The sequence below is a fragment of the Citricoccus sp. NPDC079358 genome (assembly GCF_040702545.1).
GTDB lineage: Bacteria > Actinomycetota > Actinomycetes > Actinomycetales > Micrococcaceae > Citricoccus.
Genome location: NZ_JBFBLI010000020.1, coordinates 1 through 22,807 on the forward strand (window position 1 = coordinate 1; position 22,807 = coordinate 22,807).

The following is a 22,807-nucleotide window of genomic DNA, read 5'->3' on the forward strand; positions in this document are numbered from 1 at the left end:
CGAGGTGACCACCGAACCGGAAACCACCCTCGAACTCAGCGCCTGACAACCCCAACGAAGGATCAGACCGTTACACCACTGCCCGGGACTTGACCGTCTCCCTTATGCGTCTGGCCAGTTGATGATGGCGAACTTGTTGTAGCGAATGGCCAGTCCACGCCATTGCTGGGCCAGGGCGAAGTACCGTTCCGCGACGTTGCGCCCGCGGTAGCCTGCTCGTCGAAGTCTGGTGGGGGCCCGCCGCGGTTGCCCCGCCGTTGGCCGGCGGTGATCTGGTGTGGCCTGTCCGGTGTGACAGCCCGGATCCGGAGCCGGTGCAGTTCGGTGCGGATCACCCCGGTGTCGTAGGCCCGGCCGCGATCACCGCCTTCGGTCTGGTCCGCGCTGCCCCGGGGCCGCGCCGGGGAACGTGGGTCTCTGCCAGTACCTTGGCCAGGACCCGGTCCAGGTGCCGTCCGCGGCGTAGCGGCGGCGGCGTTTTCACAGCGTCTGTCCGGGCCGACCTGCTCCCGCGGCAAGTCCCGCCAAGGAATCCCCACGTGGACAGTGCTTATGCCACCTGGGCGATCCGTTCAGGTGACTTTTGACATCCATGCCGTCGACTTCTGAAAGCGGCATTTTGACACGCGGCCGGGAACCCCTGGGATGGTCACAAGCCAAGTACGAAACCTGTATGCTCGCTGCGAAGGTCTGAGACGGATTCTGACCCGGTAGGGAGGGTGCATGGACCGGCCGGAACGACTGGCGGACGCGGAGGAGCCGATCTTGGTTCCTGAGGGTGTGTCTCTGGGGTACGCCAGGGTGTCGACCGCGGAGCAGAGCCTGGCGTCCCAGCGGAAACAGTTGGTGGCGGCTGGCTGCTACGCGGTGTACGCGGATCAGGGCAAGTCTGGGGCGACGATGGTCCGCCCGCAGTTGGAACAATGTCTGCGGGCGCTGCAGCCGGGGAACACTCTGGTGGTGACCAAGCTCGACCGGCTGGGCAGGACCGTGCGCGGGTTGGTGGAACTGCTGGACTCGCTCAAGGAGCGCGGCGTCGCGTTCCGCTCCCTGTCCGAGGGCGTCGACACCACGACCCCGCAGGGCCGGCTGATGTTCAACATCATCGCCTCGGTGGCGGAGATGGAGCGCGAGCTCATCCGCGAACGCACCATGGCCGGACTGGCCGCGGCGGCGGGCAAGGGTGGCCGGCCACCGCGTCTGCAACCTCATGATGTGCGAGAGGCGCGCCGACTCCGCGAAGACAAGTGGTCCCTGGACCGGATCGCGAGCAAGTTCAAGGTCAGTCGGTCCACCGTGATTCGCGCGCTGCGCCAGGATGGCCTGGTCGGGGATGGATACGCTGAGGAAAACCCTGATTCCTCACCCCGGGAGCCCCTTGATGGTCCGAGCTCGCAAAGTCCGCCAGGTCGAAGGCCAGGTGTCCCTCGATGATTTCCTCTTTCCAGAGCCCGAGGAGGTTCGCCATGAACAGGTACGGCAAGCACGCACAGGAGACCTGGAAGATGCTCGCCCCGACCCAGTACGCCCAGATCCCGGACCCGGAGGCCTGGTTCACGACGTTGGGGCAGGAGGCGGAGACCAGCGTGGGGGAGCTGTCGGTCCAGCTCGCAGGCCCGGACCCGGAGGGCGAGACCTACCTGGAGAAGGTGGGCCGGCTGAACGCGGCGACGAGCCAGGCAGAGGAGATCGTGCGGGCCGAGATGCTGACACCTCAGGATCAGGACTCGATGGACGAGGACAAGGTGGACGAGCCCAGCCTGATCGGCATCCATCTGGAGTTCATGCGGGAGGCTCGGGCGCTGCACCGGGAGTCGGTGGAGGAGCTGAACCGGGTCGAGATGGAACGCGACCAGCCGGACCTGCACCGGTAGTCGACGCCGGAACGCCGGCACCATCCGCCGGCCGTGACCTTAGTGCCGGGGCCCCCTCGGGTGCCCGCGCGCGGTTCCGTGCCAACCTCGAAGCGCTGCGCGTCCTGCGCGAGGTGCAGCAGGCAGGCCGGGAAGCCGCCGTTCAGGAGCGTGAGGCTCTGGCGCGGTGGGGCGGCTGGGGTGCGGCCGGGCTGGCGGAGGTCTTCGACGAGAACCGCGCCGAGTACGCGGAGGACCGCGCCGAGCTGCGCGAGCTGTTGAGCGAGGACGAGTACCGGGCGGCCAACCGGACGGCCATCAACGCCCACTACACCGACCCGGCAATCGCCACAGAAATCTGGGAAACCCTCGAAGAACTCGGCTTCGAGGGTGGCCACGTCTTGGAGCCCGGGTCCGGGGCCGGGACCTTCATCGGACTGGCCCCGCAGGGTGCCGACATGACCGGGGTCGAGCTGGACCCGGTCACCGCAGGTATCTCCCAGGCCCTGCACCCTCAGGCCACGATCCGGGCCGAGTCCTTCGCTGACTCCCGGTTCGGGGGCGGGCAGTTCGACGCCACCGTGGGCAACGTGCCCTTCGCCCGCACGGTCCTGCACGATCCGACCCACAACCGGGGCCGGCACTCGATGCACAACCACTTCATCATCAAGTCCTTGGCGCTGACCCGCCCCGGGGGAGTGGTGGCGGTCATCTCCTCGTCCTTCACCCTGGACGCCCAGAACCCGGCGGCCCGGCGCGAAATCTACGACACGGCGGACCTGCTCGGCGCGGTGCGCCTACCCAACGGCGCGCACCGACGCACGGCCGGCACCGAAGCGCTCACCGACGTGCTGGTCTTCCGTCGTCGCCTGCCCGAAGAAGAACCCGGGGACCGGATGTGGCTGGAATCCCGCCCGCTGGATGCTGAAGCAGGCGGGGCGCGCCTCAACGTCTACTTCACCGCCAACCCCGGGCGCGTGCTGGGAGCCGTCGAAGTTGGCAGCGGCATGTACGGAGACGCGACCATCACCGTGCGCGCCGAGGACCTGCAGGCCGTGCCCTCCCAGCTGCGTGCCCAGCTGCACGAGCTCGCTACCGAGGCGGTGGCCGCCGGGCGGGGTATCGCCGCAGACTCTCGCCCCGCGGAGGTCCAAGCCGCGGCCCGCGTCCCCCAGCACCCCGCCGCCGAACAGGTCGGACACATCGAGGCGGCGCCGGAGGGCACCTTCACCAGGGTCAGCCTCGAGGGCCTGGTGGAGGAGCTCGAGGTTCCGCGCACCCAGCAGGCGGAGTTGCGCTCCCTGCTGGGTTTGCGCGACGGGGCGCGCACGGTGCTGACCATGGAGGCGGTCAACGTCGAGGACACCGACGAGCTGGCCGAGGCCCGGTCGCAACTGGCGACCGACTACGCCGCCTATGTGGACCGGTACGGGCCGATCAACCGCTTCACCGAACGCCGCACGGGACGCACCGACGACGCCGGCCAGGACATCATGGGCCGCACCCAGCCGCGGGTGATGGCCCTGCTGCGCAAGGACCCCTACGGGCCGCTGGTCCCGGCCCTGGAGCACTTCGACGAGGGAACCCAGACCGCCGCCCCGGCGGCCCTGCTCACCGAACGGCAGGTCCAGCCCCGCCAGCCCGTGCGCGGGGCGGACACCCCGGCCGAGGCGCTGGCCGTCACCCTCGACACCACCGGAGAGGTTGACCTGGCCGACATCGCCCGGCTGCTCGGCACCGACCTGGCCGAGGCCCGCACCGCGCTGGGTGAGCTGGTCTACGACGTCCCCGGCGCGCCCGGCGTGCTGGAGAGCCGCGCCGAGTACCTCAGCGGCAACGTCCGCGAGAAGCTGGAAGTTGCCACCGCGGCCGCGGAGGGAGACCTCGCCTACCGGCCGAACGTGGCCGCCCTGCGGGAGGTGCTGCCCCGTCCGCTGGGCGCGGACGAGATCGAGGCGAAGGTCGGATCAGTGTGGATCTCGCCGGAGATCCACGCCGAGTTCCTGCAAGAGCTGATCCATGACTCCCGGGCGTACGTGGACCGTGCGGCAGGGGCGAACTGGGATGTCCGGGCCAGCCGGCACACGTTCCAGGCCCGCAACGACTGGGGCACCGAGCGGATGCCGGCCGGGGACATCTTCAAGGCGCTGCTCGAGCAGCGCCGCGTTCAGGTCACCGACCCCGACCCGGACAACCCCGAGGGGAACCGGCGCATCCTGAACCCGACGGAGACGACCGCGGCCCAGGAGAAGGCCCAGCTGATCAAGGACCGGTTCCGTGAGTGGGTGTGGGAGGACCCGGAACGCACCGTGGCGTTGACCGACGAGTACAACCGCCGCTTCAACTCCCTGGTGCTGCGCGACTACTCCGTCGAGGGGGACCGGCTGACCCTGCCCGGACTGGTGCAGACCTTCAAGCCGCGCCCGCACCAGCGCGCCGCGGTGGCCCGCATGGTCTCCGAGCCGTCGGTCGGCCTGTTTCACGAGGTGGGGGCGGGAAAGACCGCCGAGATGGTCATGGGAGCCATGGAGCTGCGGCGGCTGGGCATGACGAACAAGCCCGCCGTCGTCGTCCCGAACCACATGCTGGACCAGTTCTCCCGTGAGTGGCTCCAGCTCTACCCCCAGGCGAGCCTGCTGGCGGCGTCGTCGGCCGACCTGGCCGGGGACAAGCGCCGCGAGTTCGTCGCGAGGGCCGCTGCGAACGACTGGGACGCGGTGATCATGACCCGGACCGCGTTCGAACGAATCAAGCTCACGCCCGCCTCTGAACAGGCCTACCTGGACCGCGAGCACGACCGGATGCGTCAAGAGCTGGCCGCGGCCTCTGCCCGGGCCGCCGAGCAGGGACAAGCCTCGCTGACCGTGAAGAAGATGGAAGCCCGCCTGCAGGTGCGCGAGGAGAAGATGAAGGAGCTTCGCGACCGTCCCGTGGACCCCGGCATCAGCTTCGAACAAACCGGCATCGACTATCTGATCGTGGACGAGTTGCACGACTTCAAGAACCTCGACACCCCCTCGAACATCGCCGACGCCGCCATCGACGGCTCCAAACGCGCAGGGGATCTGCACGCCAAGGTCGAGTACCTGCGCCACCAGCACGGGGACCGGGTGATCACCGGGGCCACGGCCACACCGATCGCCAACTCCGTCACCGAGATGTACGTGATGCAGCGCTATCTGCGCCCGGACCTGCTGGAGGCCGCCGGGATCAACGACTTCGACACCTGGGCGGCGACCTTTGGGGAAGTGGTTTCCGAGATGGAGATGTCCGTGGCCGGCGGGGACCGGTTCAAGATGAAGGAGCGCTTCGCCAAGTTCCAGAATGTTCCCGAGCTGCTGAAGATGTTCCACACCTTCGCCGACGTCAAGACGGCCGAGGACCTGCAACTACCGGTGCCCGCATTGGCAGAACGCGAGGACGGCAAACGCACGCCGCGGATGGTCACCGTCGAACCCGGACCGGAGCTGCAGGAGTACATCCGCGACATCGGCGACCGGGCCGAGAAGATCCAGCAACGACTGGTGGACCCGACCGAGGACAACATGCTCAAAATCTCCAGCGACGGCCGCAAAGCCGCCCTGGACATGCGCCTCGTCGACCCCGACCTCGGCATCCTCGACGTGGAGACGAAAGTCGCCGCGGCCGCCGACCTCATCACCGGCGTGTACCAGGAGCACAAGGACCACATCTACACGGACCCGGCCACCGGCGAACCCCACGCCACCCCCGGAGCGCTCCAGATCGTCTTCTGCGACCTGGGGACCCCCTCCGAGAACTGGAACGTCTACGACCAGCTCCGCGAGGATCTAACTGCCCGCGGAGTGCCGGGCGAGAAGGTCCGGTTCATGCACGAGGCCAAGAACGACGCCGAGAAGGGCCGGCTGTTCGCCTCCTGCCGCAGCGGCGACGTCGCCGTCCTCATCGGATCGACGCAGAAGATGGGCGTCGGCACGAACATTCAAGACCGTGCTGTGCACCTGGTCGACATGGACGCCCCCTGGCGCCCCGCCGACGTCTCTCAGCGGCACGGACGCATCGTCCGCCAGGGCAACCAGAACCCCGAAGTCGCCATCTCCCAGGTCGTCACGAAGGGATCGTTCGACACCTTCATGTGGCAAACCCTGGAACGCAAGTCGAAGTTCATCGACCAGGTCATGCGTGGTCGACTCGACGTCAGGGAAATCGAGGACGTCGGGGAGAACACATTGTCCTTCGCGGAGGTCAAGGCGATCTCCAGCGGTAACCCGTTGATCCTGGAGAAGTCCAAGGCCAATCAGGAACTCTCCCGGCTCGAACGGCTCAGCCGTGCCTGGCATCGCAACCAGACCTCGCTCGTGCACCGCAAAGACCGGGCCGAGAAGAAAGGACGAGCCCTGGCGGAGGACTTGCCGCGGCTGGAGGCCGCGGCCGCGCGCACCACCGGTGACCTCGGCGGCGAATCGTTCTCGATGACCGTTGCCGGTCGACGCCACGACAAACGCGCAGAGGCCGCTGCGGCACTGGGCGCGTGGGTGCAGAAGAACACGCCGCCCCGCCCGCCGTTCGTCGGAGACCGCGACGCCGGCATAGCCGGGTCCATCGCAGGCCACGATGTTCGAGTGGTGGAGGGACAAGCGCACCCCTCGGACCTACTGTCCTCGCCTGTGCGGCTCTGCCTTGACGGCGCTCCCGGCATCCACATTGACGTCACCCGGGAGGCCGCCCGGAATCCCAGCGTCGGGCTGATTCAACGGCTGGAGAACCAGGTCCGCCGCCTGCCCGAGGCCGTGTCCAGGCAGGAGCAGAACATCGACGAAGCCCGCCAGGAATATCGGGACGCCGTGGCCGCCCTGCGTCAGCCTTTCAAACACGAAACGGCTTTGACCGAAGCCCGCCGCAATGTCGAGCGGATCAACCAGCACCTGGCCGGACAGGACCAGCCGCGGCCTGCATTGGACCCCGAACTCGAGGCCGTTCGGCAGCGAACCAGGGCCTCGTTCCCTGCTTCACCCAACCTGTCCAGGACCCCAAGCCAGATGCCTCCTGTGGGCCGCCCCATCGCACCCGTCCGTAGCGCAGAGCGGAATGGCGGAATCGGCCTGAGTTGATGTGATGACCAGGGTCGGAGCTCCGAGACCTGTTCAACCTTGTAGACGAGATTGCTGCTAAGGACGAGGCCGTTGAGTTCATCACGGAACGCATCGCCGTGGACAAGAGCGGGGCCTCCCCGATCGATGCACTGCGGAAAGGATCGCCCTGGCTAAAGGTCCATGTCCCTCCATGCACCAGGGTTTTGCTTGGGCTGGTGGCCGGCCCCAGGTGCTGGTCGGGTGGATGTTCGGGGGTCGGGGTTGGGCAGCAGGGGTGAGTGGCTGGTGACGTGGCTGCGGTAGTGATGGCGGTCGTCCATGGTGAGGCGTTGGCGAAGTTCGTCGCGGTTGATGGAGTCGATCAGTGGTTGCGGGTCGAGGCCGAGGGATGCTGCTTGGTTGGCCCTTCGGCCGAGGGAGCCGGTGGTGTGGCGGGTGATGGCCTCGATGGCGACGGTGCTGCCGCGGGTGATGTATTGGCCGGCGCCGGCGAGGTCGGCCATGTCGGGACGACGTGCGTCGTCGCAGCGCCGGAACGTGTCGACGAGGCGATCGGCTTTGATGTTGTCGCCGACGACGTCGGCCAGGAGGTTGTCGCGGATGTGCACACTGGTGGCGGTGGCGTGGGCGATGATGGCGATTTGTTCGTCGGTCAGGCCGGTCTTGGATTCGGCTCCTTCGGTGAGGGCGCGGGAGGCCCATTCGTATTGGGCGGTGGGGGCCATGGTGGCGAACCGTTGGGCGGTGTCCGGATTCAGGTGCGCTTGTTGGTCTTCGGGGACCGGTTGGTACTGCTGGGCGAGGTCTTCGCGGGTGGCGGCCGGTTGGGCGCCGGTGACCATGGAGTATTCGGTGCCGGCCGTGTCCTCCAGGTTGGCTTCGGGACTCCAGCCGCGACCAGGGGAGAAGACTTGGAGGAGGTCGTTGTCCACGGCCCAGGCCCAGGCCTGGGCCTGTGTCTCGGTCTGCTGGGTGAAGGCGTCATGGAAGAGCAGGGCGCGTTCGGGGCCCTCTGGCCCGTAACCGATGGCCAGGTAGGAGTTGGCGCGGTCTCCGAAGGCGCGGGTGATGTGGTCGGTGACTTCGGCGGTGTGGGCGGGTCCTTCGCCGAGGGTGGCGGCCCAGGTGTGGACGGCGGCGCCGATGTAGTTGGGTCCGTGGAAGCCGAGGATGGCGATCTGGTTGTTGTCTGGTTGGTAGCCGACCAGGTGGGGGACGGCGCCGGCGAGGTCGGTGGGGGTGGTGATGCGCATGGTGGGCTTGTCGTCGGCCATGGTTCAGTCCTGCGGCTCGAAGACGACGGTGACCGGTTCCCGGTGCAGGTGTATGTCCACGACGAAAGGTGATGCGGGTGCGCTGGTGAGCAGTTCGGAGAGTTTCTCGGTGATGGCGGATTCCATGGTGTTCCCCCTGTGGGTGATGGTGTCAATCGGTGGGCTGCTGTTGGCCGGTTGAATGGTGTACGGCCGCGGTGTTGGCGTTGGTGCCGGCTGTGTCCTTGAGGGTGGTGCGGCGGCGTTTGCTGGGGCGGAGCTTGTCGAGTTCGGTCTTGGTCCAGCCCTTGCGTTCGGCGTCCTTGAACGCTTTGCGCTCGGCTGCTTGCGCGTCTTTGAGGGCCTGCTCAGCGTCAACGCGAGCTTGGACGGCGGCGGCGATGTCCTGGACTGCGGTGAGGCGTTGGTCGTTGAGTTTGCGGGCCTGGTCGATGAAGGATTCAGTGATGTTCTCGGTCATGGTTTTCACCCTAGAGCGGGTGCGCGTTTCTCGCTGAGGTGGTGCAGGTAGTTGTGGACATCTTCTCGTCGGTAGCGGCGGATGGTGGCACCGATCTCGATCGCCGGCAGTGCGTCGTCACCGGTGACCTGGAGAACCTCGTGGGTGTCGGTGTCGAGGAGCTGGGCGACCTCCTCGAGGGTGAGCAGCTCGGGGTAGCCCTGGAGGTTTTCGGCGGCTCGATGGGTCCGGGCGTAGGTGAGGACCTGGTCGCCGGTGTCGTCGCCGAGGAAGTCTTCTAGGGCGGTCTGGAAACCGCGAGTGGTGAGGTACATGGAGAACTCTCCTGTCGCTTTGCTCTGGCTGCCGTTCCTTTCGGCGAAGACCGAAATACTCGGGCCGTTAGGTTCGGTCAAGCACGGGAGGGCCGGACGTGGAATACCGGAGGGAGCGAGGAACGAGCGAGTGAGGATATGCCGCGAAAGCCGGTCCGGATGCTTGACCGGTTCTGGCGGTCCAGTACCCTCCAAGGCCGAATGGAACGCTCCGTTCCCGTCAATCAACTGCGGGCGGCAGCCCGCATCGACGCCCGCGCCAGCGGGACCGGCGGAGCCGGAGCAAGCTATATGGTTAGGTGCCCTAACCGGCTTGTGCCCTTGCGCTGACGCGCCGGTCGGTGGGACACTCACGGGTGAGCGGCGTTGCACTGGGCGGACGTCAGAAGCAGTCAGAGACAGCGGTAGGCAGTTAGCGCGGGGGTGGTCACGGTGGCGGAGCGCAGGCGTCAGGCCAACGTGGTCGGTGGCCGTCCGGCGCGCCGGGTGGTGAAGCTCTCTGCCTCCGAGGACGCGGCCCTGTCGCTGGCGGCGGTGGAGCAGGGGGTGTCCGTGCCGCGGTTGTTGAAGGAGTCCGCGCTGGCGGTCTCGGCCGGGGAGACGGTCACGGATCGTCGCCGGGTGTTGACCGCGTTGAATGTGATGACCGGGCAGCTGGCGCGGGTCGGCAACAACCTGAACCAGATCGCCCGCGGGTTGAACACCGACGGGGAACTGCACGGGGATGTGCGTGGGTCCCTGGAGGAGTTGCGCGGGGTGCTGCGCGATGTCGATTCCACGGTCGAGTCGTTGGCGTTGGATCGGGGCACGCCATGATGCCGAACGTGGTCCGGGGCGGGCAGATGGTCGGGCTGATGAGCTACCTTGTCGGCCCGGGCCGGTCCAACGAGCACACCGCCCCGATGGTGGTCTCCGGTGATGACCGGGTGCTGATTGAGTTCGAGCCCGGACAAGAGCTTTCCCATGAGGACGGGCAGCGCATCGGCGCGATTCTGGACGCCCCCCGGCGGACCCACGGCACCGAGGTGAAGGCACCTGTGTATGGGTGGGATGAAACGTCCCAGCGCAAGGTCAAGGCGGGCGAGAAGGACGGGCACGTTTGGCACTGCTCGCTGTCCCTGGCCCAGGGCGACCGGGAGGTGTCCAAACAGGAGTGGGGGGCCATTGCCGGCGAGTTCGTGGAGCGGATGGGTTTCATCGACCCGGACGGGGCAAAGTCCTCCCGCTGGGTCGCTGTCCACCACGGCACTTCGAAGGCCGGGAACGATCACATTCACATCGCCGTGCAGCTGGTCCGGGAGGACGGCACCAAGGCAAGCATCCACCATGACTACCGCCGCGCCCAGAAGGTCTGCGGGGAGCTGGAGAAGGAGCACGGCCTGGCGGTGCTGGAGTCCCGTCAGGTGGCCCGCGGACTGTCCGGGGACAAGCCCGCCGAAGTGGCCCGCGCGCAGGCAGAGGGCTACCCGCAGGCGCCCCGTCCGGAGCTGCGCCGGCGGATGCGCACCGCCCTGGCCACCGCGTCGAGTCCGGCGCAGTACCTGGAGCACTTGAAGGCCTTGGACGTGCGCGTGGCCCCGTCCTTCGCTTCAGGTTCGACCACCCGGGTGCGCGGGTACAAGGTCGCCCTGGCCGGGGGGACGGACACCATCTGGTACTCCCCCTCGAAGCTGGACGCCACCCTGGGCTGGCCCAATGTGATGACCCGGTTTAACGGGCAGGGCCGCGAGCAGGCCGAGTCCCTGCTGGCGTCCTGGCACAACAGCCCCGCGGCCGAGGCCGGCACGCTCAAGGTGCACCGCTTCGACGCCGCGAAGATCGAGACGCTGCTCAGTGGCAAGACCGGCACCGGACCGGACGATCTGGCCAGCATCTACGCCCGGGTCTCCATGCAACTGGAGCAAGGCCGGCCCGGCGCGTTCTCGAAGCTGTCGGAGGAGTACGCCCGGGCCGCCCAGGGCGGCGGTAACGCCCGCCACATGGTCCGCCTGGGGGCACGGTTCGCGGCCAAGGACTCCGCCCGGGGCTGGCTGGCCGTGCTCAAGCAGGCCAACCGGCTCTCGCGGGCCATGACCGTGCACACCCTGACCAGCCAGCGCCCGCAGCTGGCCGAGCGGACCGCGGCGCTGATGCACACCGTCTCATCCATCACCCGATCCCACGAACCAACCCGACCGACCACTCCCCCGACACCCCGGTCCGGGACCCTGACGAGCAGGTACACCCGCCCCGGACCCGACACCGGCATCGACCGATAGGAGAGAACGTCATGGCTGAGAACGAGGAAGAATCCGAGATGGCCGCCCAGTTCGGCGCCATGCTGCGCGTAGCTATGGGATCCGGGATGCAGATCCGCGAATCCCAAGCCCGCCGCGCACAGATGCAAGCCGCCGAACGCACCGCCGACGCCGACCGACAGACCCGCACCGAAGCCAGTGTCGCCGCGATGGTGAACCGGGAGGTGTACAATCCAGAGTTCTGGCGCACCGCCGGCTCCGAATCCATCGCGGACCGGGTCACCGTGGCCGCCCACCTGGCCGGCACCCACGCCGATGCCCGGGGGGCGTGGATGCACGCCGCCGACGTGCTGCGCAATGACTACGACATCAATCTCGAATCGATGAACAAGGACCACCCGACCTCGCTGGTGGACCGGCACGCCGCTCTGCGGGATGCTCTGGGCGACTACTTCGCCGCCCAACGCTTGGACGCCGAGGCCGACCGGGCCCTGACCCCGACAATCGAGCAAGAACAGGACACCACCGCGGACGCCGATCTGGAACACGTATCCGACCCGGACATCACCGCCCAAACTTCCGAGGCGGGCCAGGCCGCCAGCCAGAACGCGGAGAAGGAAGCAGACGCCAAGGCCGTCGACGAGGACGCCCACTTGGCCCTGGCCGACCGGTACGGGGCCGAAACACAGCAAGACCAGAGGAACGCCACGGTCGAGGAACAGACCGGAGGACGGGACACAGGCCAGTACCAGCGGGTCACCCAGGCGCAGCTGGAACAGGTAGAACGCCACGCCAACGCCCCCCAGCTGGCACTCGTGCGTGCTCGGCAGGCTGCCGGGTTCCCCCAGCCCACCACCGAACGGATCGCCCCCGGCGCGAAGAGTATCAAGGCCACCAAGCTGGCCACCGCGGGGCGCGGCCTCGGACAGGGCCAGGAAACAGGGCTGAGCCGATGACCGCCATGTATGAGTTCGAAGACGACCCGACCGGCGAGCCCGCCACGGCCGTGGACTCCGGACGGCAGGTTGAAGCGGACGCCGCCGGTGGCGAGGACCGTCCGCTGTACTTCCCCAACGCCGAACAGTGGGTACAGAATTGGCTACTCCCCCACTACCGCCGCAAGCTCATCGGCGGCCGCCGCTGGGACCCCCAATGGTGGCGCTACGAGGAGGCCGGCACCATCCTCGAAGCCCTCTGGGAGTCCTGGGAACAAATGCGCTGGGAAGACGCCATGACCGCCGTGGCCTGGTACCGCGACTACTTCTGGCCAGTCATGGACCGCCTCACCGCCGAAGACGGCCCCTTCTGGGACTACGACCCACCCCGATCGGATCAAGTTCCGGCACAGTGGGAGGCCACCCCATCGCCTCCGGGCTGGTTCTAGCGGGGAAGCGCTAAGCGTGTCTGATGCACACCTTAGAATACCGGGGAGTGATTTTCATCATCCTCAACACTCTTCGCACCGTCTCATAGAAACTGGATATCCCATGGCCTCTTTGCGCTCTCTTAATGCTGCCGCTATCGCCCTTCTCGGGGGAGCCGTGCTCCTGTCCGGTTGCGCGGCCACCCCGGAAGCTTCTCCCGCTACGGTGACCGTGACGGCTACCGCCACTGTCACTGCAGAACCCGAAACCGAATCGTCTGCGGACGCCGTCGCAGAGACCGAATCGGAGGCCGGTACGGGAACAGACCCCAAAGCTGGGCTCATCGGTGAGCCCGTGGAGCATGGCGGAGTGCGCCTGACCGTTAAGACGGCCAAGGCCAACAACACTGTGACCATGAACGTGACGGACTACCGCCAAGGATCCGGCTACGACAAGTATGAAGGGGTCCCCGCCGATGAGGGAGGCCGCTTCATCGTGATTGAAGCCGAAGTGGAGAACATCGGCAAGGAATCCATGGATCTGACGTGCAGCTGGCCCATCAACATCATGGCCATGGATCGTGAGATGCGCGAATTCGACACCGTCGATGACCTCTACGAAATCAAGGACAACCCTGAGTGCAACGCCCAGCTGCAGCCAGGATTCACCGACAACATCACTTACGCGTTCATGGTCCCCGAGAATTCTGAGGTCGTAGGTCTCTATTTCCAAGATACGAATTCCATGGACGAGGAGCCTGCGGTCGTGGCATTCGACGCGTCTCTCTAGGCCTTAACAAGGAGAGTACGGACACAGCGGTAGCCAAGCCTGAATCAGAACGTCTGAAAAGTGGCCGCCCAACTCGCGATTAAAGGCTCCATTGAGATCCAACTCGGGGCGACTTTACCTGTCCGGCAATTAGAGCTTTTAGTGATGGACCCACAGGAGGGGTGAGCAGTGATGGTCTACTTGTTTTCGGCTTTCTCATTCTCCTTTATGTTTTTAACCATAGTGGTCGTATGGGGTGTTTTTGCGATCGAGAGTAGGTCATCAGTTGCTCGTGGGCTGGCAACGTTAAACTCTTCAGCTCTTCACCTTTTGGATGACCGTCCGGAAGATAGGAAGTCGCTAGGGGTCCAGTTGGGTCCGAATCGCGAGCGGTTCGCCCGGTTGCTCACCTTGGCAGTCAGCCTTGCAGCGTCATCGACATTCAGTCTTTTCTGGGTTGTATATATATTTTCGCTGGTCGAAGAACCATTAAGTGCCCCTTTATATGTCATTTCGTTGACGCTAATTATCGGGCCCGCTCTGATGGTGTTTGCGGCAACCCTCGTGACTGTTCGTGTTTTGCTGAGGAGGCTTCGGTGTCGAGAGGCGCGACTTGTCCAAGCCCGCAATGTCTTGGTCTCATCCGAATCACTGAATCTGCGGCTCGCGCATTTGCAACTGGTTCGGGCCTGTCATGAGTTCGATCGATTGGCCCAGAGCTTAGGGGTTCCTACGCACTCTGGTCATCTGCGGGCAGTGCGAGATGCATGTTCTGATGAGCGGCGATGGGAAATGTTTGACGTCGCAGACCTCATGTACTCGACCGATACCATATTGGTGCAGGTTTATGCTGGCCGCTGGACTCCAACGGTGCGGCAAATTCTCCCGATAGTTCCCAACCGATTTACGGAAGTCATTGGCCTTGTCGGACTGCTTCTCACTTTGGGCGGCATAATCATTTCGGTAATTGGTTTGGTCGTCACCGTCTGGAGGCCCTGAAGCACATAGTCGCCTGCGTCAGCTATGTCCTAACGGCACTACGGGGGGCTGATTGTTCGTAATATTCCTTGGAGACGGTGACGTCGTCGCCGTAGGGCTGGGTGGAGTAGTGCTGGAGCTCGACCAGGGCAGAGGGCAGCCCCGACGTTGACAGCACGGCGCGGCCGCGGGGCAGGGCGGCGATGTCGTTGACGTCCATGAGCCGTTCGCGCTGGATCGAGGTGGACACCGAGCGGCCGCCCTTCTGGGTGGAGGAGGTGCGTCGGGTGACGTCGTGGTCGCCGATGAGTTGGGACAGGAACGGCAGGAACGCCGAGTCCGACAGGCCGGAGCCGGCGACGCGGATGTTCGCGGCGGACCAGAGTTTTTTCATGCCCTTCTCGCCGAAGGCCTCCAGGCCCTGGTCCCAGCCCTGGAAGAAGGAGGACAGCACGATCCCGCGGGAGCCGTAGTGGGAGTACACGTCGGGTAGTTGCCGCCACCGGACGACGTTGGCGACCTCATCGAGGACCCCAGTCATGGGCGGGGAGAGCCGGCCGCCGGGCTGGCGGGCGGCGATCTCCTCGGCTTCGGTGAGCACCGCGACGGCCAGGGCTCCGGCGATGGCGCGGGTGGAGCCGGCACCCTCCTTGGAGATCAGGTACAGGGTGTCGGTGGAGGCCGCGAAGCGTTTCGGGTCGAACTCAGCCCGGCCCAGCTGGCCGGTGTCGCGTACCCAGGGCACGACCCTGTCGTAGGAGAGCACGTTAACCCAGGGGCGCATGGTCCCGTAGACGCCGTCGCGCTGCTTGGGGGTCAGCTGCTGGATTTTGGCCAGCGAGGAGGCCACCGCCTCTTGGCCGTGCTTGAGGAGCAGGTCCCGTGGGGTCTTGTCCTCGGGGTCTTGGGCCCAGGTGAAGACGTCGGTGATGGGCCGCTCCCCCACTGATGCTGCGTAGAACATCATCGACAGCAGCCGGCGGCCGTCGGACTCGAAGTAGGCGTCCTGGGTGGCGCCGGCGCTGGTGGCCGAGGACACGAAGATGTCGGCGAGCATCTCAGCCCGCTCCATGGACGTGACGAAGGACAGCGGGTTCCACCACCAGGTTGGCTCCTCCCCGATGATGCCCTGCACGTCGTGGACCCACACCACCCCCGTGCGGGCCCTGGGGCCGCGGGTCATGTCCACCAGGTCGCGCTTGTTCGAGGTCGCCACCACCGGGCCCCTGGTCTCCAGGATCTGCGGGACGCACACGGACGTGGTCTTGCCGGCTCTCGGGCCCATGAGCCAGATCTGCACCCATTCCCAGGAGGCGAACAGCCGCTTGCCGTTGTTCACCAGCTTGGCCAGCGGCACCCCCGGCCCAGCGGCGGTGGCCCGTAACCGTTCGGAGTCCTGGGCCATCGCGGGCTCGGTGAGGGCGTCGAACTCGCGGGCCTTGGCCATCTTGGGCGCCAGGTGGTCGACGCGGCTGCGCCGCCTGCTGGTGCGCAGGGCCACCACCGCGAACGCGGCGCCGAGGCCGAGCAACAGCAGCAGTCCGGTGCCGAACACGGCTAGCTGCACCCCGCCCACGGGGGTCTCCCCGGTGGCCTGGGCGGCGATCAGTTCCACCGGCCCGCCGGCGGCGTCGGTGTCGGTGGTGGGGTCGAGCCAGGCCCCGACTATCCAGAGCACGGCGCCGCCGATGAGGGCGGTCAGGGCCCCGGCGGCCAGGACCCAGCCGGTCTCGGCGGAGGCCGGCTGGGTGCGCCGGCCAGGGCGGGGATCAGAGAGCATCACTGCACCATGTCCCAGTGGCGGTTGGTGTTGGTGTTGTCGATCTCCAGGTCGGTGAGCTGCACGTGCAACGGGACCCCGGCGTCCTTGCCGGTCTTGAGCAGGAAGTTCCCAGCCCCCGGACGCAGCCCGGCCTTGCCGGTCCAGGCATCCACCGGAGCCTCGGCGATCCAATCGGAGAGTTGGGCGACCTCGGCGCGGGAGAGGCCGAAGACCTCCCGCAGGTTGCCCATCTCGCCCTGGGCCAGCCCGCCGAGGAAGACCATCGCGGAGCGCTCCACGAACCCCCAGGCGGTGGCGGTCAGGTGCGGTTCGGCGAGTTTGAGGTCGTTCATGGTGTGGGTGACCATCACCTGGGCCATCATCCGGCCGCGGTTCAGGCGGGTGATCGCGTCGATGAAGTGCACCATGTCCGCCGAGGCCCGCAGGATCCGCCACAGCTCGTCCATGACCAGCAGGTAGGTCTTGCGTTTCCGTCCCTCATCGGCGGCGAGGTAGGCCTCCGCGGAGACGGTGGCGGAGCCGAGGTTCCAGCACAGGGACTGCACGGCGGCCATGAGCACGTGGTCGTTCTCGTTGACCCCGGAGATGTCGAACACGGCCGGACGGCCGACCTCGATGTGCTCAGAGGTCGGTTCGGAGAACATCGTCCCGTACATTCCCGACGGGCCCAGCGAGATCAACGCGTCGAGGACCTCCCGGACGCGGGCGTCGTACTCGGCGTCGTTGTCGTAGGTCAGGGTGACCGCGCGCAGCGTCTGTGGGCGGCCGGTGATGTGGCTGATGACGTCGCCCAGCAGTGGCGGGCTGGTGAGTTCGGGGTCCAGATCGGACAAGCTGGTGGCGATCACGGAGCGTTCGTGTGGGGCCAGTTCGCGGCCGAGCATCATGCCCACGACGCCGGCGATCAGGGACCGGCGCCGGGAGGCCATCTCCTCCAGGGCCTTGGCCCGCTCCTTGACGTCCCGGATGCCGGCCAGTCGGGCCACGATGGGCCCGAGGTCCATCGGGTTGATGTGGCCCTGGCCGGGTGAGAACTTGATGACCTGGCCGCCGAGGTCGGCGATGGTGTGCACGTAGTCCGGACGGGTGTCGGCCAGCACCAGCGGAATGACGCCCCAGTCGGCCAGCACGGTGATCATCCGGTGCACCAGCGAGGTCTTGCCCAGCCCGGGCTGGCCGAGGATGAACGCCGAAGGGTTGGAGATGATCCCGGCCCGGAACCAGGACACCGGATCGGCGCAGACCAGGGAGCGGCGGCGCAGGTGGTAGCCCAGCGGGGCCCCGATCACCGGCAACCCGGCCCCGGCGGAGAACGGGTAGAACCCGCAGACCTGCACCGTGGTGCCCTGCAGCTCGAATGGCGCGTCGATGACGTCCACCGGGCCGCCGGCGGCCCGATTCCACCCCCGCGGGCCGGGCCGGTGCCGGGAGGCCTCCCGGGCCTCGCGCCAGCGCTGACTGGCCTTGGGGCGGGACTGACGTGCGGCGCGCTGGCGCTTGGCGTCCTCGCGCTTGAGCCGGGCCAGGTCCTTCTTCGACAAGGTCAGGGACTGCCCTGAGGCGGTGCCGGTGGCGGTGGGTGGCGTGAAGAGGTCGGTCATCAGAAGAACTCCCTCAGGGTGTCGGGGATGAGCATGTGATCGGGCAGCACCAGCCCCAGCGGCAGGCCGGCCTGGAAGGTCACGGCCTGGTTGGCCAGGGCGGGACGGACCCGCAACCGGGCCGGGCCGAGCAGTCCGGGGATGCGCTTGTCCCAGACCTTGAGGTCCTCCTCCGAGGTCCCGGTGATGGTGATGACCAGGCCGAACCGGGTCAGCCCGGCGCCCTGGGCCTCTTCGGCGGCGGTCTTGGCCGCGGCGGCCTGCCGCAGGGCGGCCCTGGCGTTGCGCCGGGTCTGGGACCCGGCGAAGGCGGCGTCGTTCTGCTCTTGTTGAACCAGGGCGGTGGTCCGTTCGGCTGGGATCGGCCGGTAGAGCAGGGTGACGCGCTTGCGCAGCAGCCCCGGGGAGGGCTCCAGTACCCGCTTGAGGGAGGACGAGGTGAAGTGTCCTTCCGGGCCCTGGTACATCGTCCAGGATTTCGACACCGCCCGATCGTGACGGTAGTGCTCGAAGGAGTCCTGGGCGAAGGACGGTCCGGCGTCTTCCCAGCCCAGCCCGGTGCCGCCGTCGGCCTGCATCTGCTCCACGATGGAGGCCACGGTCGGGTCGTAGGCCACGCGGGTGAAGTCGGTGATCTGCTGAGAGGTACAGGCCCGGACCGCTCCGGCCCCGGTGCCCTGCAAGCCCCCGACGAGCCCGGGCAGGCGGGTGCCGATCTCCTCGGCCATTTCCTTCCAGCCCCGGTCCCCGGTCTTGCCGTCGTGACGGCGACCGTCGAAGGTGACGCTCACCCGTGCCACCAGCTGCGGTGCCCCGCCGTGGAAGGTCTCCCCGATCCGGTCGGTGACCGCCCTCGCGTAGTCCGGGGACGACTCGGTGCGGTTGGCCTGAAGCAGGTTGGTCAGGCGCAGCCCGGAGTCCGGGGAGGACTCGATGGTCACCGACGCCCCGCGGATCCCCTCATCCAGGCCTCGCTGGGTCAGCCAGGACCCCCACACGGCGACCCGATGGTCGATCTGTTCCTGGTCGACCAACGAGTCACCGTCGGGATGGGCCTCGATGACGACGGAGTAGTTGTAGACCCCTGCCCCGGCCACCCGGATCAGCCCGAAGGCGTTGCCGTAGGAGTCGGTGAACTCGGCCAGCTCGGACCGGGCCATCAAGCCGGGCAGGCGGGTGGCCCCGTCCGGGGTGCCCTTGCCGGTCGGACCGGCCAGGTACACGTCCCGACCGGACTTCTCTTTGACACGCTGTGCCAGTCGCAAGGCGATCCTTCCGTAGATACTGCGTCCATGCCGCTTGGTGACCTTCAGCAGCAGGACCGCCACCGCGGCGATCACCACCAGCCCGAAGGCGATGTACCAGCGGCCCGTGGCCATGAACAAGATGCCCAGCAGCACCACCGGGATCAGCGCCAGGCTCACCCCCATGGACAGCCCGCCCAGTCCGGAGCGGCGGGGAACCGTGAGGTTGCCGAAGACCTGCGGCTCGATCCGGACAGACTCGGTCGTGCTCATGCTCGGTCTCCTTCATCGTCCAGGGCCCGGTCCACCCGGGCACCCTCGGCGGCCTGCGACCCGGCCTGACTGGCCTGGCTGTACCGGTTGATGGCCGCCGCCCACTTACCCCGGCTGGAGGCACCGCCCGCGGCGGTTCCCGCCGAGCCACCGGAAGCCTGATCCCCGGTGGTCGCTGGGGCCCCGGAAGTGGCACCCGACGCCGGAGGAGCACCGGCCCCCGAGGCCGAGGGCGACCCGGAGGGCGACGCGCCCGCAGCGGATCCACCGGCAGCGGATCCGCCGGCAGTGGACCCGCTCGGGGACGCCCCGTCGGCGCTGGCTCCGGACGGTGCGCTGCTGGAGCTGTCGGTCGAGGCGCCACCCTCGGTGGCCCCGGACCCGGAGGACGAACCGCTGCCCGCTCCCCCGGCCGTCGGGCCCGTGCCTGCGGCGGACTCTCCCGTGGAGGACGCGCCCCCGGCCGGCCCGGCCCCCATGGACGAAGGACCACCCGAGCCGCCTGCCCCCAGAGAAGACCCTGAGCTACCAGCGGCCCCGGCGCTGGTTCCAGCGCCTGCACCGCCGGCGGTCAGCGCACCGGCCCCGCCCCGGGCAGCCATCGCCCCGGCCCCGACCCCGCTGGCCAGCACCGCAGCACCGGCGGCGACCCCGGCAGCCCCGGACAACGCCGCACCCCCGGAGAACCCACCGGAGCCCACGGCGGCGGCCGGGACGATGAACTTGATCAACCCCGGCAGCGCGAAGGCCGCCAACACCAGGATCAACAACCCAGTCAGGGCCGAGACCAGTCCGGCCCCGAGATCCGAAGTCTGGGACAGGTCGGTGTCGTTGACCATCATCCGGAAGCCCAGGGCGTAGATCCCGGCCGCGACCGGTTTGAACAACAGCAGGGCGATCAACCACCCGTTGGCCTTGCGCCAGGCCTGGTTGCCGGACTCCGTCCCGGAGGCGGCCGCCACCACGGCGATGAACGCCATCAGGATCACCAACATCAGGTTCCGGAAGATCATGAACATGAAGTTCACGCCCGCACCCAGCAACATCAGCAGGTAGACCACGAACGCCACCCCGTAATTGCTGGCCATGGCTCCGGTCGAGGGGATGAGCATCTCCATCGAGGAGTTGCCCTCGGTGGAGCGGTCCAGCAACCACCGGGCCGTCTCGTCCCCGGCGGTCAGCAAGATCGGCACCGCAGCCATGTAGACCCCCGTTGCCAACACCAGATTGATGATCGGCTTGGCCAGGTTGACCGCACCGGAGCGGACGTCCTCGGTCATCACCAACCGGATCAGGCCAATGAAGAAACCGATCATGGCGAAGACCACCACGAACCAGCGCAAGTCCTGCTGGAGCAGGTTCAACCCCGGCGAGTCCAGGTTCGGCGGCGGGACCTCCATCCACCACGTGCCGATGATCTTGGCCAGTTCCACCGCCCCGTCGTAGAGACCCTCGACCATCCCGCCAAACGCCGAGCTCGCTAACTCGCCAATGTGGCAGCCAATCGATGTCAGCCCGCATTCACTCATTCCGCTCACCTACCGCCAGCGAACGTACGGAGAGGTGTCTTCCAGCACGGATACGCGCGGATGGTCGCCTGGGGTCTCGAAGTTCAGCTTCCAGTCCCCGGCCGTCTCGTCCCAGACCAGGTCCAGTCCATACGCGGCCGTGGCACCCTCACCAGTCATCCAGTAGTTGATAGTGGCGCTGTCCATATCGGCAGCAAGGATGCGAAACCCCTCAACCACGGGTCGCTCGTAGTCGCTACTAGCTGAGGCGGTCTGTTCCATGACTTCATCACGGCCTGGACCTGGAACGGCAGCGTTGGCTTCGCCCTGGGACATAGCCGCAAGCAGATTGGGCCCCGCGAAGACGGCACCGGTGGGTGAGCGCTCGAAACAGGACCACAGGTTGCCGTCCTGCTCGCTGGGTCCGTACTTCTCCGAGGTCGGCACGACCATCTGGTCCGGGTGGGTCTTCCAGACGGTTTCCGGGGCTTCGGTGGGAACTTCTTGGTTCGCGTTGCTGGCGGTGCAGGCTGTACCGGCCTGGGTTGGCCCCGGGGTGGGTGCCTGCTCTGTGGTGGTCGAGGTGGGGGTGTTCTGTGGTGCGGTGGTGGTGTCGCGTGGCCAGATGACCACGCCGACGATGATGCCGACGATCAGGACTACTAGGAGCCCGCCAGCAACCCACCATCCCAGGCCGAATCCGGTCTGGGGTGCGTCGGTGTTCGTGTTCCTGGCCATGGTGGCCTCCTTCGCTGGGTGTCGTTGCTGGAGGTGGCGGGTGCGCTAGACGAAGACGCGCATGATCGCCCCAGCGCCGGTGGCTAGTCCGCAGACGATGATCGCGATGGCCAGGCCCTTGATGCCTTGGATCTCCCGGCCGGTGAAAGCGGCGAACACCAGGGAGCCGGCCGAGGCGAGGAATCCGGCTACACCGATGATGATGACGATCCAGCTGATCCAGTTCAGCAGGGTCGTGATGCCCTCGGTGCCTGGGGGCTGTTCCGGGGTGGGGTTGGGGATGACGCTGGCAAAGGTCGAGGCGTGGGCCATGAGGTCCATCAGCATGGTGGGTCTCCTTATCTCGGGGTGTGGAAGGCGTGGATGATCTTGGTGAGCCTGCGCGGCAGGCGTTCGGGGTCCGGGGGCAGGTGCCGCCAGGTCTCGATCCACGGCAAGTGAGCACCGCGGGGAACCTTGCGCGCCAGTCTCTTGACGGCCTTCTTCTGGCCGTCGGTCAGGGTGGGCCCATCATCGACCAATACCAGCCCCAACAGGGTTGAGGCGGGCAGTTGGCCGGCGGCCCACTGGTGGGTGAAGGCCTCGGCGGCGGCCAAGCCGGCGTAGTGGGTCCGGGCCACCGCCAGCACGTGCAGGGTCGGCAAGGGTCGGGTCCAGCCGCCGGCTACCGGCCACCCGGTGCCGGCGTCCAGGGCGTCCTCGCCGAACAGGGAGGCGACGGTGGTGGTCCCGGCTCCGCCATGCAGTCCGAAGACGGTCACGGCGCGGAAATCCGTCACGGTGGTCTGCGGCCAGGGGGCCGAGTGTTTCTGCGGTTCTACCGCGACTTCATCAGGTGACTGAGGGCCGTGGAACACGGTGTCCTCCCCCAGGAGGTCATCGGAAGTATCCGGACCGCTCTGACGAGGCGATTCGGGCGCGACGATAAAAGGGTTCCCCCGTTGGGCCACCGTTGCTCATCCCCTTAGCATGTGACTGGCCAATACAGCCAACATAAGCACTCACGGCTGCCTGCGTCAATGCGGGTAATAAATCTTATTACGTTTATTTTGCTTGACGAAGCTAACCGGTGAGTGAAGACTATGGAGTGTGATGATGAACGACCCCAAGGCCGTCGACTCACTGTTGGAAGGCCAGCCTGAACTGCTGACCACCGACGAGATCGCGGAGCTGATGCGTGTCTCCCAGGGCACCGTCCTGCGATGGATGAAGGAGCAAGGCCTGCCGGCGATCACCGTGGGGCCACGACTGCGCCGAGTGCAGCGCGATCACTTCCGTGACTGGCTGCTGAAGGCCGACGAGATCGACGACCACAAAGACTGACGTTTCACCTCGGGGGG

The 22,807-nt window shown here is 67.1% G+C and carries 20 protein-coding genes; 9 read left to right on the forward strand and 11 right to left on the reverse strand.

Features of this window, described 5'->3' with window-relative positions; translation table 11 throughout:
* Window positions 1-723 precede the first annotated feature (723 nt).
* The 3 genes from AB0333_RS16040 to AB0333_RS16050 all read left to right on the forward strand — a co-directional run bounded on the left by AB0333_RS16040 (window position 724) and on the right by AB0333_RS16050 (window position 6,943).
* The gene (locus AB0333_RS16040; protein ID WP_366219691.1) at window positions 724-1,434 is read left to right on the forward strand and encodes a recombinase family protein; all 711 of its coding nucleotides are present in this window, start codon (window positions 724-726) and stop codon (window positions 1,432-1,434) included.
* 32 nt (window positions 1,435-1,466) lie between these two features.
* Window positions 1,467-1,874, forward strand: coding sequence for a TnpV protein (locus AB0333_RS16045; RefSeq protein WP_366219692.1), 408 nt, complete (start codon window positions 1,467-1,469; stop codon window positions 1,872-1,874).
* A gap of 113 nt (window positions 1,875-1,987) precedes the next feature.
* On the forward strand, window positions 1,988-6,943 hold the full coding sequence (locus AB0333_RS16050) for a helicase-related protein (RefSeq protein ID WP_366219693.1): 4,956 nt from the start codon (window positions 1,988-1,990) through the stop codon (window positions 6,941-6,943).
* 152 nt (window positions 6,944-7,095) lie between these two features.
* On the opposite strand, the gene AB0333_RS16055 is transcribed toward AB0333_RS16050, so the two are convergent.
* Genes AB0333_RS16055 through AB0333_RS16070 form a run of 4 tightly spaced genes read right to left on the reverse strand, consistent with a single transcriptional unit; the run spans window position 7,096 to window position 8,973 of the window.
* Window positions 7,096-8,199, reverse strand: coding sequence for a DUF4192 family protein (locus AB0333_RS16055; RefSeq protein WP_366219694.1), 1,104 nt, complete (start codon window positions 8,197-8,199; stop codon window positions 7,096-7,098).
* Window positions 8,200-8,202: 3 nt separating this feature from the next.
* Window positions 8,203-8,325, reverse strand: coding sequence for a hypothetical protein (locus AB0333_RS16060; RefSeq protein WP_366219695.1), 123 nt, complete (start codon window positions 8,323-8,325; stop codon window positions 8,203-8,205).
* Between the two features lie 25 nt (window positions 8,326-8,350).
* Window positions 8,351-8,659 carry a hypothetical protein gene (locus AB0333_RS16065; RefSeq protein ID WP_366219696.1) on the reverse strand — a complete coding sequence of 103 codons (309 nt, stop codon included), beginning with the start codon at window positions 8,657-8,659 and terminating at the stop codon, window positions 8,351-8,353.
* Window positions 8,660-8,664: 5 nt separating this feature from the next.
* A complete protein-coding gene (locus tag AB0333_RS16070) occupies window positions 8,665-8,973 on the reverse strand; it encodes a hypothetical protein (protein WP_366219697.1) in 309 nt (102 codons plus the stop codon).
* A 432-nt stretch (window positions 8,974-9,405) separates the two neighbouring features.
* Between AB0333_RS16070 and AB0333_RS16075 the strand changes: the two genes are divergently transcribed.
* From AB0333_RS16075 to AB0333_RS16095, 5 genes are all read left to right on the forward strand, one after another.
* Window positions 9,406-9,789, forward strand: coding sequence for a MobC family plasmid mobilization relaxosome protein (locus AB0333_RS16075; protein WP_366219698.1), 384 nt, complete (start codon window positions 9,406-9,408; stop codon window positions 9,787-9,789).
* The gene (locus tag AB0333_RS16080; RefSeq protein WP_366219699.1) at window positions 9,786-11,231 is read left to right on the forward strand and encodes a relaxase/mobilization nuclease domain-containing protein; all 1,446 of its coding nucleotides are present in this window, start codon (window positions 9,786-9,788) and stop codon (window positions 11,229-11,231) included. Before AB0333_RS16075 ends, AB0333_RS16080 begins: the two co-directional genes overlap by 4 nt.
* Window positions 11,232-11,242: 11 nt before the next feature.
* A complete protein-coding gene (locus tag AB0333_RS16085) occupies window positions 11,243-12,166 on the forward strand; it encodes a hypothetical protein (RefSeq protein ID WP_366219700.1) in 924 nt (307 codons plus the stop codon).
* Window positions 12,163-12,594 (forward strand): DUF4913 domain-containing protein, encoded by a 432-nt coding sequence (locus AB0333_RS16090; protein WP_366219701.1) that lies wholly within the window; start codon window positions 12,163-12,165, stop codon window positions 12,592-12,594. Before AB0333_RS16085 ends, AB0333_RS16090 begins: the two co-directional genes overlap by 4 nt.
* A gap of 103 nt (window positions 12,595-12,697) precedes the next feature.
* On the forward strand, window positions 12,698-13,363 hold the full coding sequence (locus tag AB0333_RS16095) for a DUF4352 domain-containing protein (RefSeq protein WP_366219702.1): 666 nt from the start codon (window positions 12,698-12,700) through the stop codon (window positions 13,361-13,363).
* Window positions 13,364-14,363: 1,000 nt separating this feature from the next.
* Here AB0333_RS16095 and AB0333_RS16100 read toward each other — a convergent pair.
* From AB0333_RS16100 to AB0333_RS16130, 7 genes are all read right to left on the reverse strand, one after another.
* Window positions 14,364-16,100, reverse strand: a complete 1,737-nt coding sequence (locus tag AB0333_RS16100) for a TraM recognition domain-containing protein (RefSeq protein ID WP_366219703.1) — start codon at window positions 16,098-16,100, stop codon at window positions 14,364-14,366.
* On the reverse strand, window positions 16,100-17,704 hold the full coding sequence (locus tag AB0333_RS16105; RefSeq protein WP_366219704.1) for a hypothetical protein: 1,605 nt from the start codon (window positions 17,702-17,704) through the stop codon (window positions 16,100-16,102). Before AB0333_RS16105 ends, AB0333_RS16100 begins: the two co-directional genes overlap by 1 nt.
* Window positions 17,704-19,221, reverse strand: a complete 1,518-nt coding sequence (locus AB0333_RS16110; RefSeq protein ID WP_366219705.1) for an SCO6880 family protein — start codon at window positions 19,219-19,221, stop codon at window positions 17,704-17,706. The genes AB0333_RS16105 and AB0333_RS16110 overlap by 1 nt, the downstream gene beginning before the upstream one ends.
* Window positions 19,218-20,681: a hypothetical protein gene (locus AB0333_RS16115; RefSeq protein ID WP_366219706.1), complete on the reverse strand. Its 1,464-nt coding sequence runs from the start codon at window positions 20,679-20,681 to the stop codon at window positions 19,218-19,220. The genes AB0333_RS16110 and AB0333_RS16115 overlap by 4 nt, the downstream gene beginning before the upstream one ends.
* A gap of 78 nt (window positions 20,682-20,759) precedes the next feature.
* Complete coding sequence (locus AB0333_RS16120; protein WP_366219707.1) at window positions 20,760-21,467, reverse strand: hypothetical protein; 708 nt, start codon at window positions 21,465-21,467, stop codon at window positions 20,760-20,762.
* A 45-nt stretch (window positions 21,468-21,512) separates the two neighbouring features.
* Window positions 21,513-21,794: a hypothetical protein gene (locus AB0333_RS16125; protein WP_366219708.1), complete on the reverse strand. Its 282-nt coding sequence runs from the start codon at window positions 21,792-21,794 to the stop codon at window positions 21,513-21,515.
* Window positions 21,795-21,805: 11 nt separating this feature from the next.
* Window positions 21,806-22,246: a DUF6668 family protein gene (locus tag AB0333_RS16130; RefSeq protein ID WP_366219709.1), complete on the reverse strand. Its 441-nt coding sequence runs from the start codon at window positions 22,244-22,246 to the stop codon at window positions 21,806-21,808.
* A gap of 313 nt (window positions 22,247-22,559) precedes the next feature.
* Here AB0333_RS16130 and AB0333_RS16135 point away from each other — a divergent pair, with 313 nt between their 5' ends.
* Window positions 22,560-22,790 carry a helix-turn-helix domain-containing protein gene (locus AB0333_RS16135; protein WP_366219710.1) on the forward strand — a complete coding sequence of 77 codons (231 nt, stop codon included), beginning with the start codon at window positions 22,560-22,562 and terminating at the stop codon, window positions 22,788-22,790.
* Window positions 22,791-22,807 lie beyond the last annotated feature (17 nt).

Bases quoted from the DNA above. Each gene is read 5' to 3' on its own strand.
- AB0333_RS16065 (WP_366219696.1), bottom strand. From the start codon at position 8,659: ATGACCGAGAACATCACTGAATCCTTCATCGACCAGGCCCGCAAACTC.
- AB0333_RS16055 (WP_366219694.1), bottom strand. From the start codon at position 8,199: ATGGCCGACGACAAGCCCACCATGCGCATCACCACCCCCACCGACCTC.
- AB0333_RS16090 (WP_366219701.1), top strand. From the start codon at position 12,163: ATGACCGCCATGTATGAGTTCGAAGACGACCCGACCGGCGAGCCCGCC.
- AB0333_RS16105 (WP_366219704.1), bottom strand. From the start codon at position 17,704: ATGACCGACCTCTTCACGCCACCCACCGCCACCGGCACCGCCTCAGGG.
- AB0333_RS16060 (WP_366219695.1), bottom strand. From the start codon at position 8,325: ATGGAATCCGCCATCACCGAGAAACTCTCCGAACTGCTCACCAGCGCA.
- AB0333_RS16120 (WP_366219707.1), bottom strand. From the start codon at position 21,467: ATGGCCAGGAACACGAACACCGACGCACCCCAGACCGGATTCGGCCTG.
- AB0333_RS16070 (WP_366219697.1), bottom strand. From the start codon at position 8,973: ATGTACCTCACCACTCGCGGTTTCCAGACCGCCCTAGAAGACTTCCTC.
- AB0333_RS16045 (WP_366219692.1), top strand. From the start codon at position 1,467: ATGAACAGGTACGGCAAGCACGCACAGGAGACCTGGAAGATGCTCGCC.
- AB0333_RS16125 (WP_366219708.1), bottom strand. From the start codon at position 21,794: ATGCTGATGGACCTCATGGCCCACGCCTCGACCTTTGCCAGCGTCATC.
- AB0333_RS16085 (WP_366219700.1), top strand. From the start codon at position 11,243: ATGGCTGAGAACGAGGAAGAATCCGAGATGGCCGCCCAGTTCGGCGCC.
- AB0333_RS16115 (WP_366219706.1), bottom strand. From the start codon at position 20,681: ATGGTCGAGGGTCTCTACGACGGGGCGGTGGAACTGGCCAAGATCATC.
- AB0333_RS16095 (WP_366219702.1), top strand. From the start codon at position 12,698: ATGGCCTCTTTGCGCTCTCTTAATGCTGCCGCTATCGCCCTTCTCGGG.
- AB0333_RS16110 (WP_366219705.1), bottom strand. From the start codon at position 19,221: ATGAGCACGACCGAGTCTGTCCGGATCGAGCCGCAGGTCTTCGGCAAC.
- AB0333_RS16100 (WP_366219703.1), bottom strand. From the start codon at position 16,100: ATGCTCTCTGATCCCCGCCCTGGCCGGCGCACCCAGCCGGCCTCCGCC.
- AB0333_RS16040 (WP_366219691.1), top strand. From the start codon at position 724: ATGGACCGGCCGGAACGACTGGCGGACGCGGAGGAGCCGATCTTGGTT.
- AB0333_RS16135 (WP_366219710.1), top strand. From the start codon at position 22,560: ATGATGAACGACCCCAAGGCCGTCGACTCACTGTTGGAAGGCCAGCCT.
- AB0333_RS16080 (WP_366219699.1), top strand. From the start codon at position 9,786: ATGATGCCGAACGTGGTCCGGGGCGGGCAGATGGTCGGGCTGATGAGC.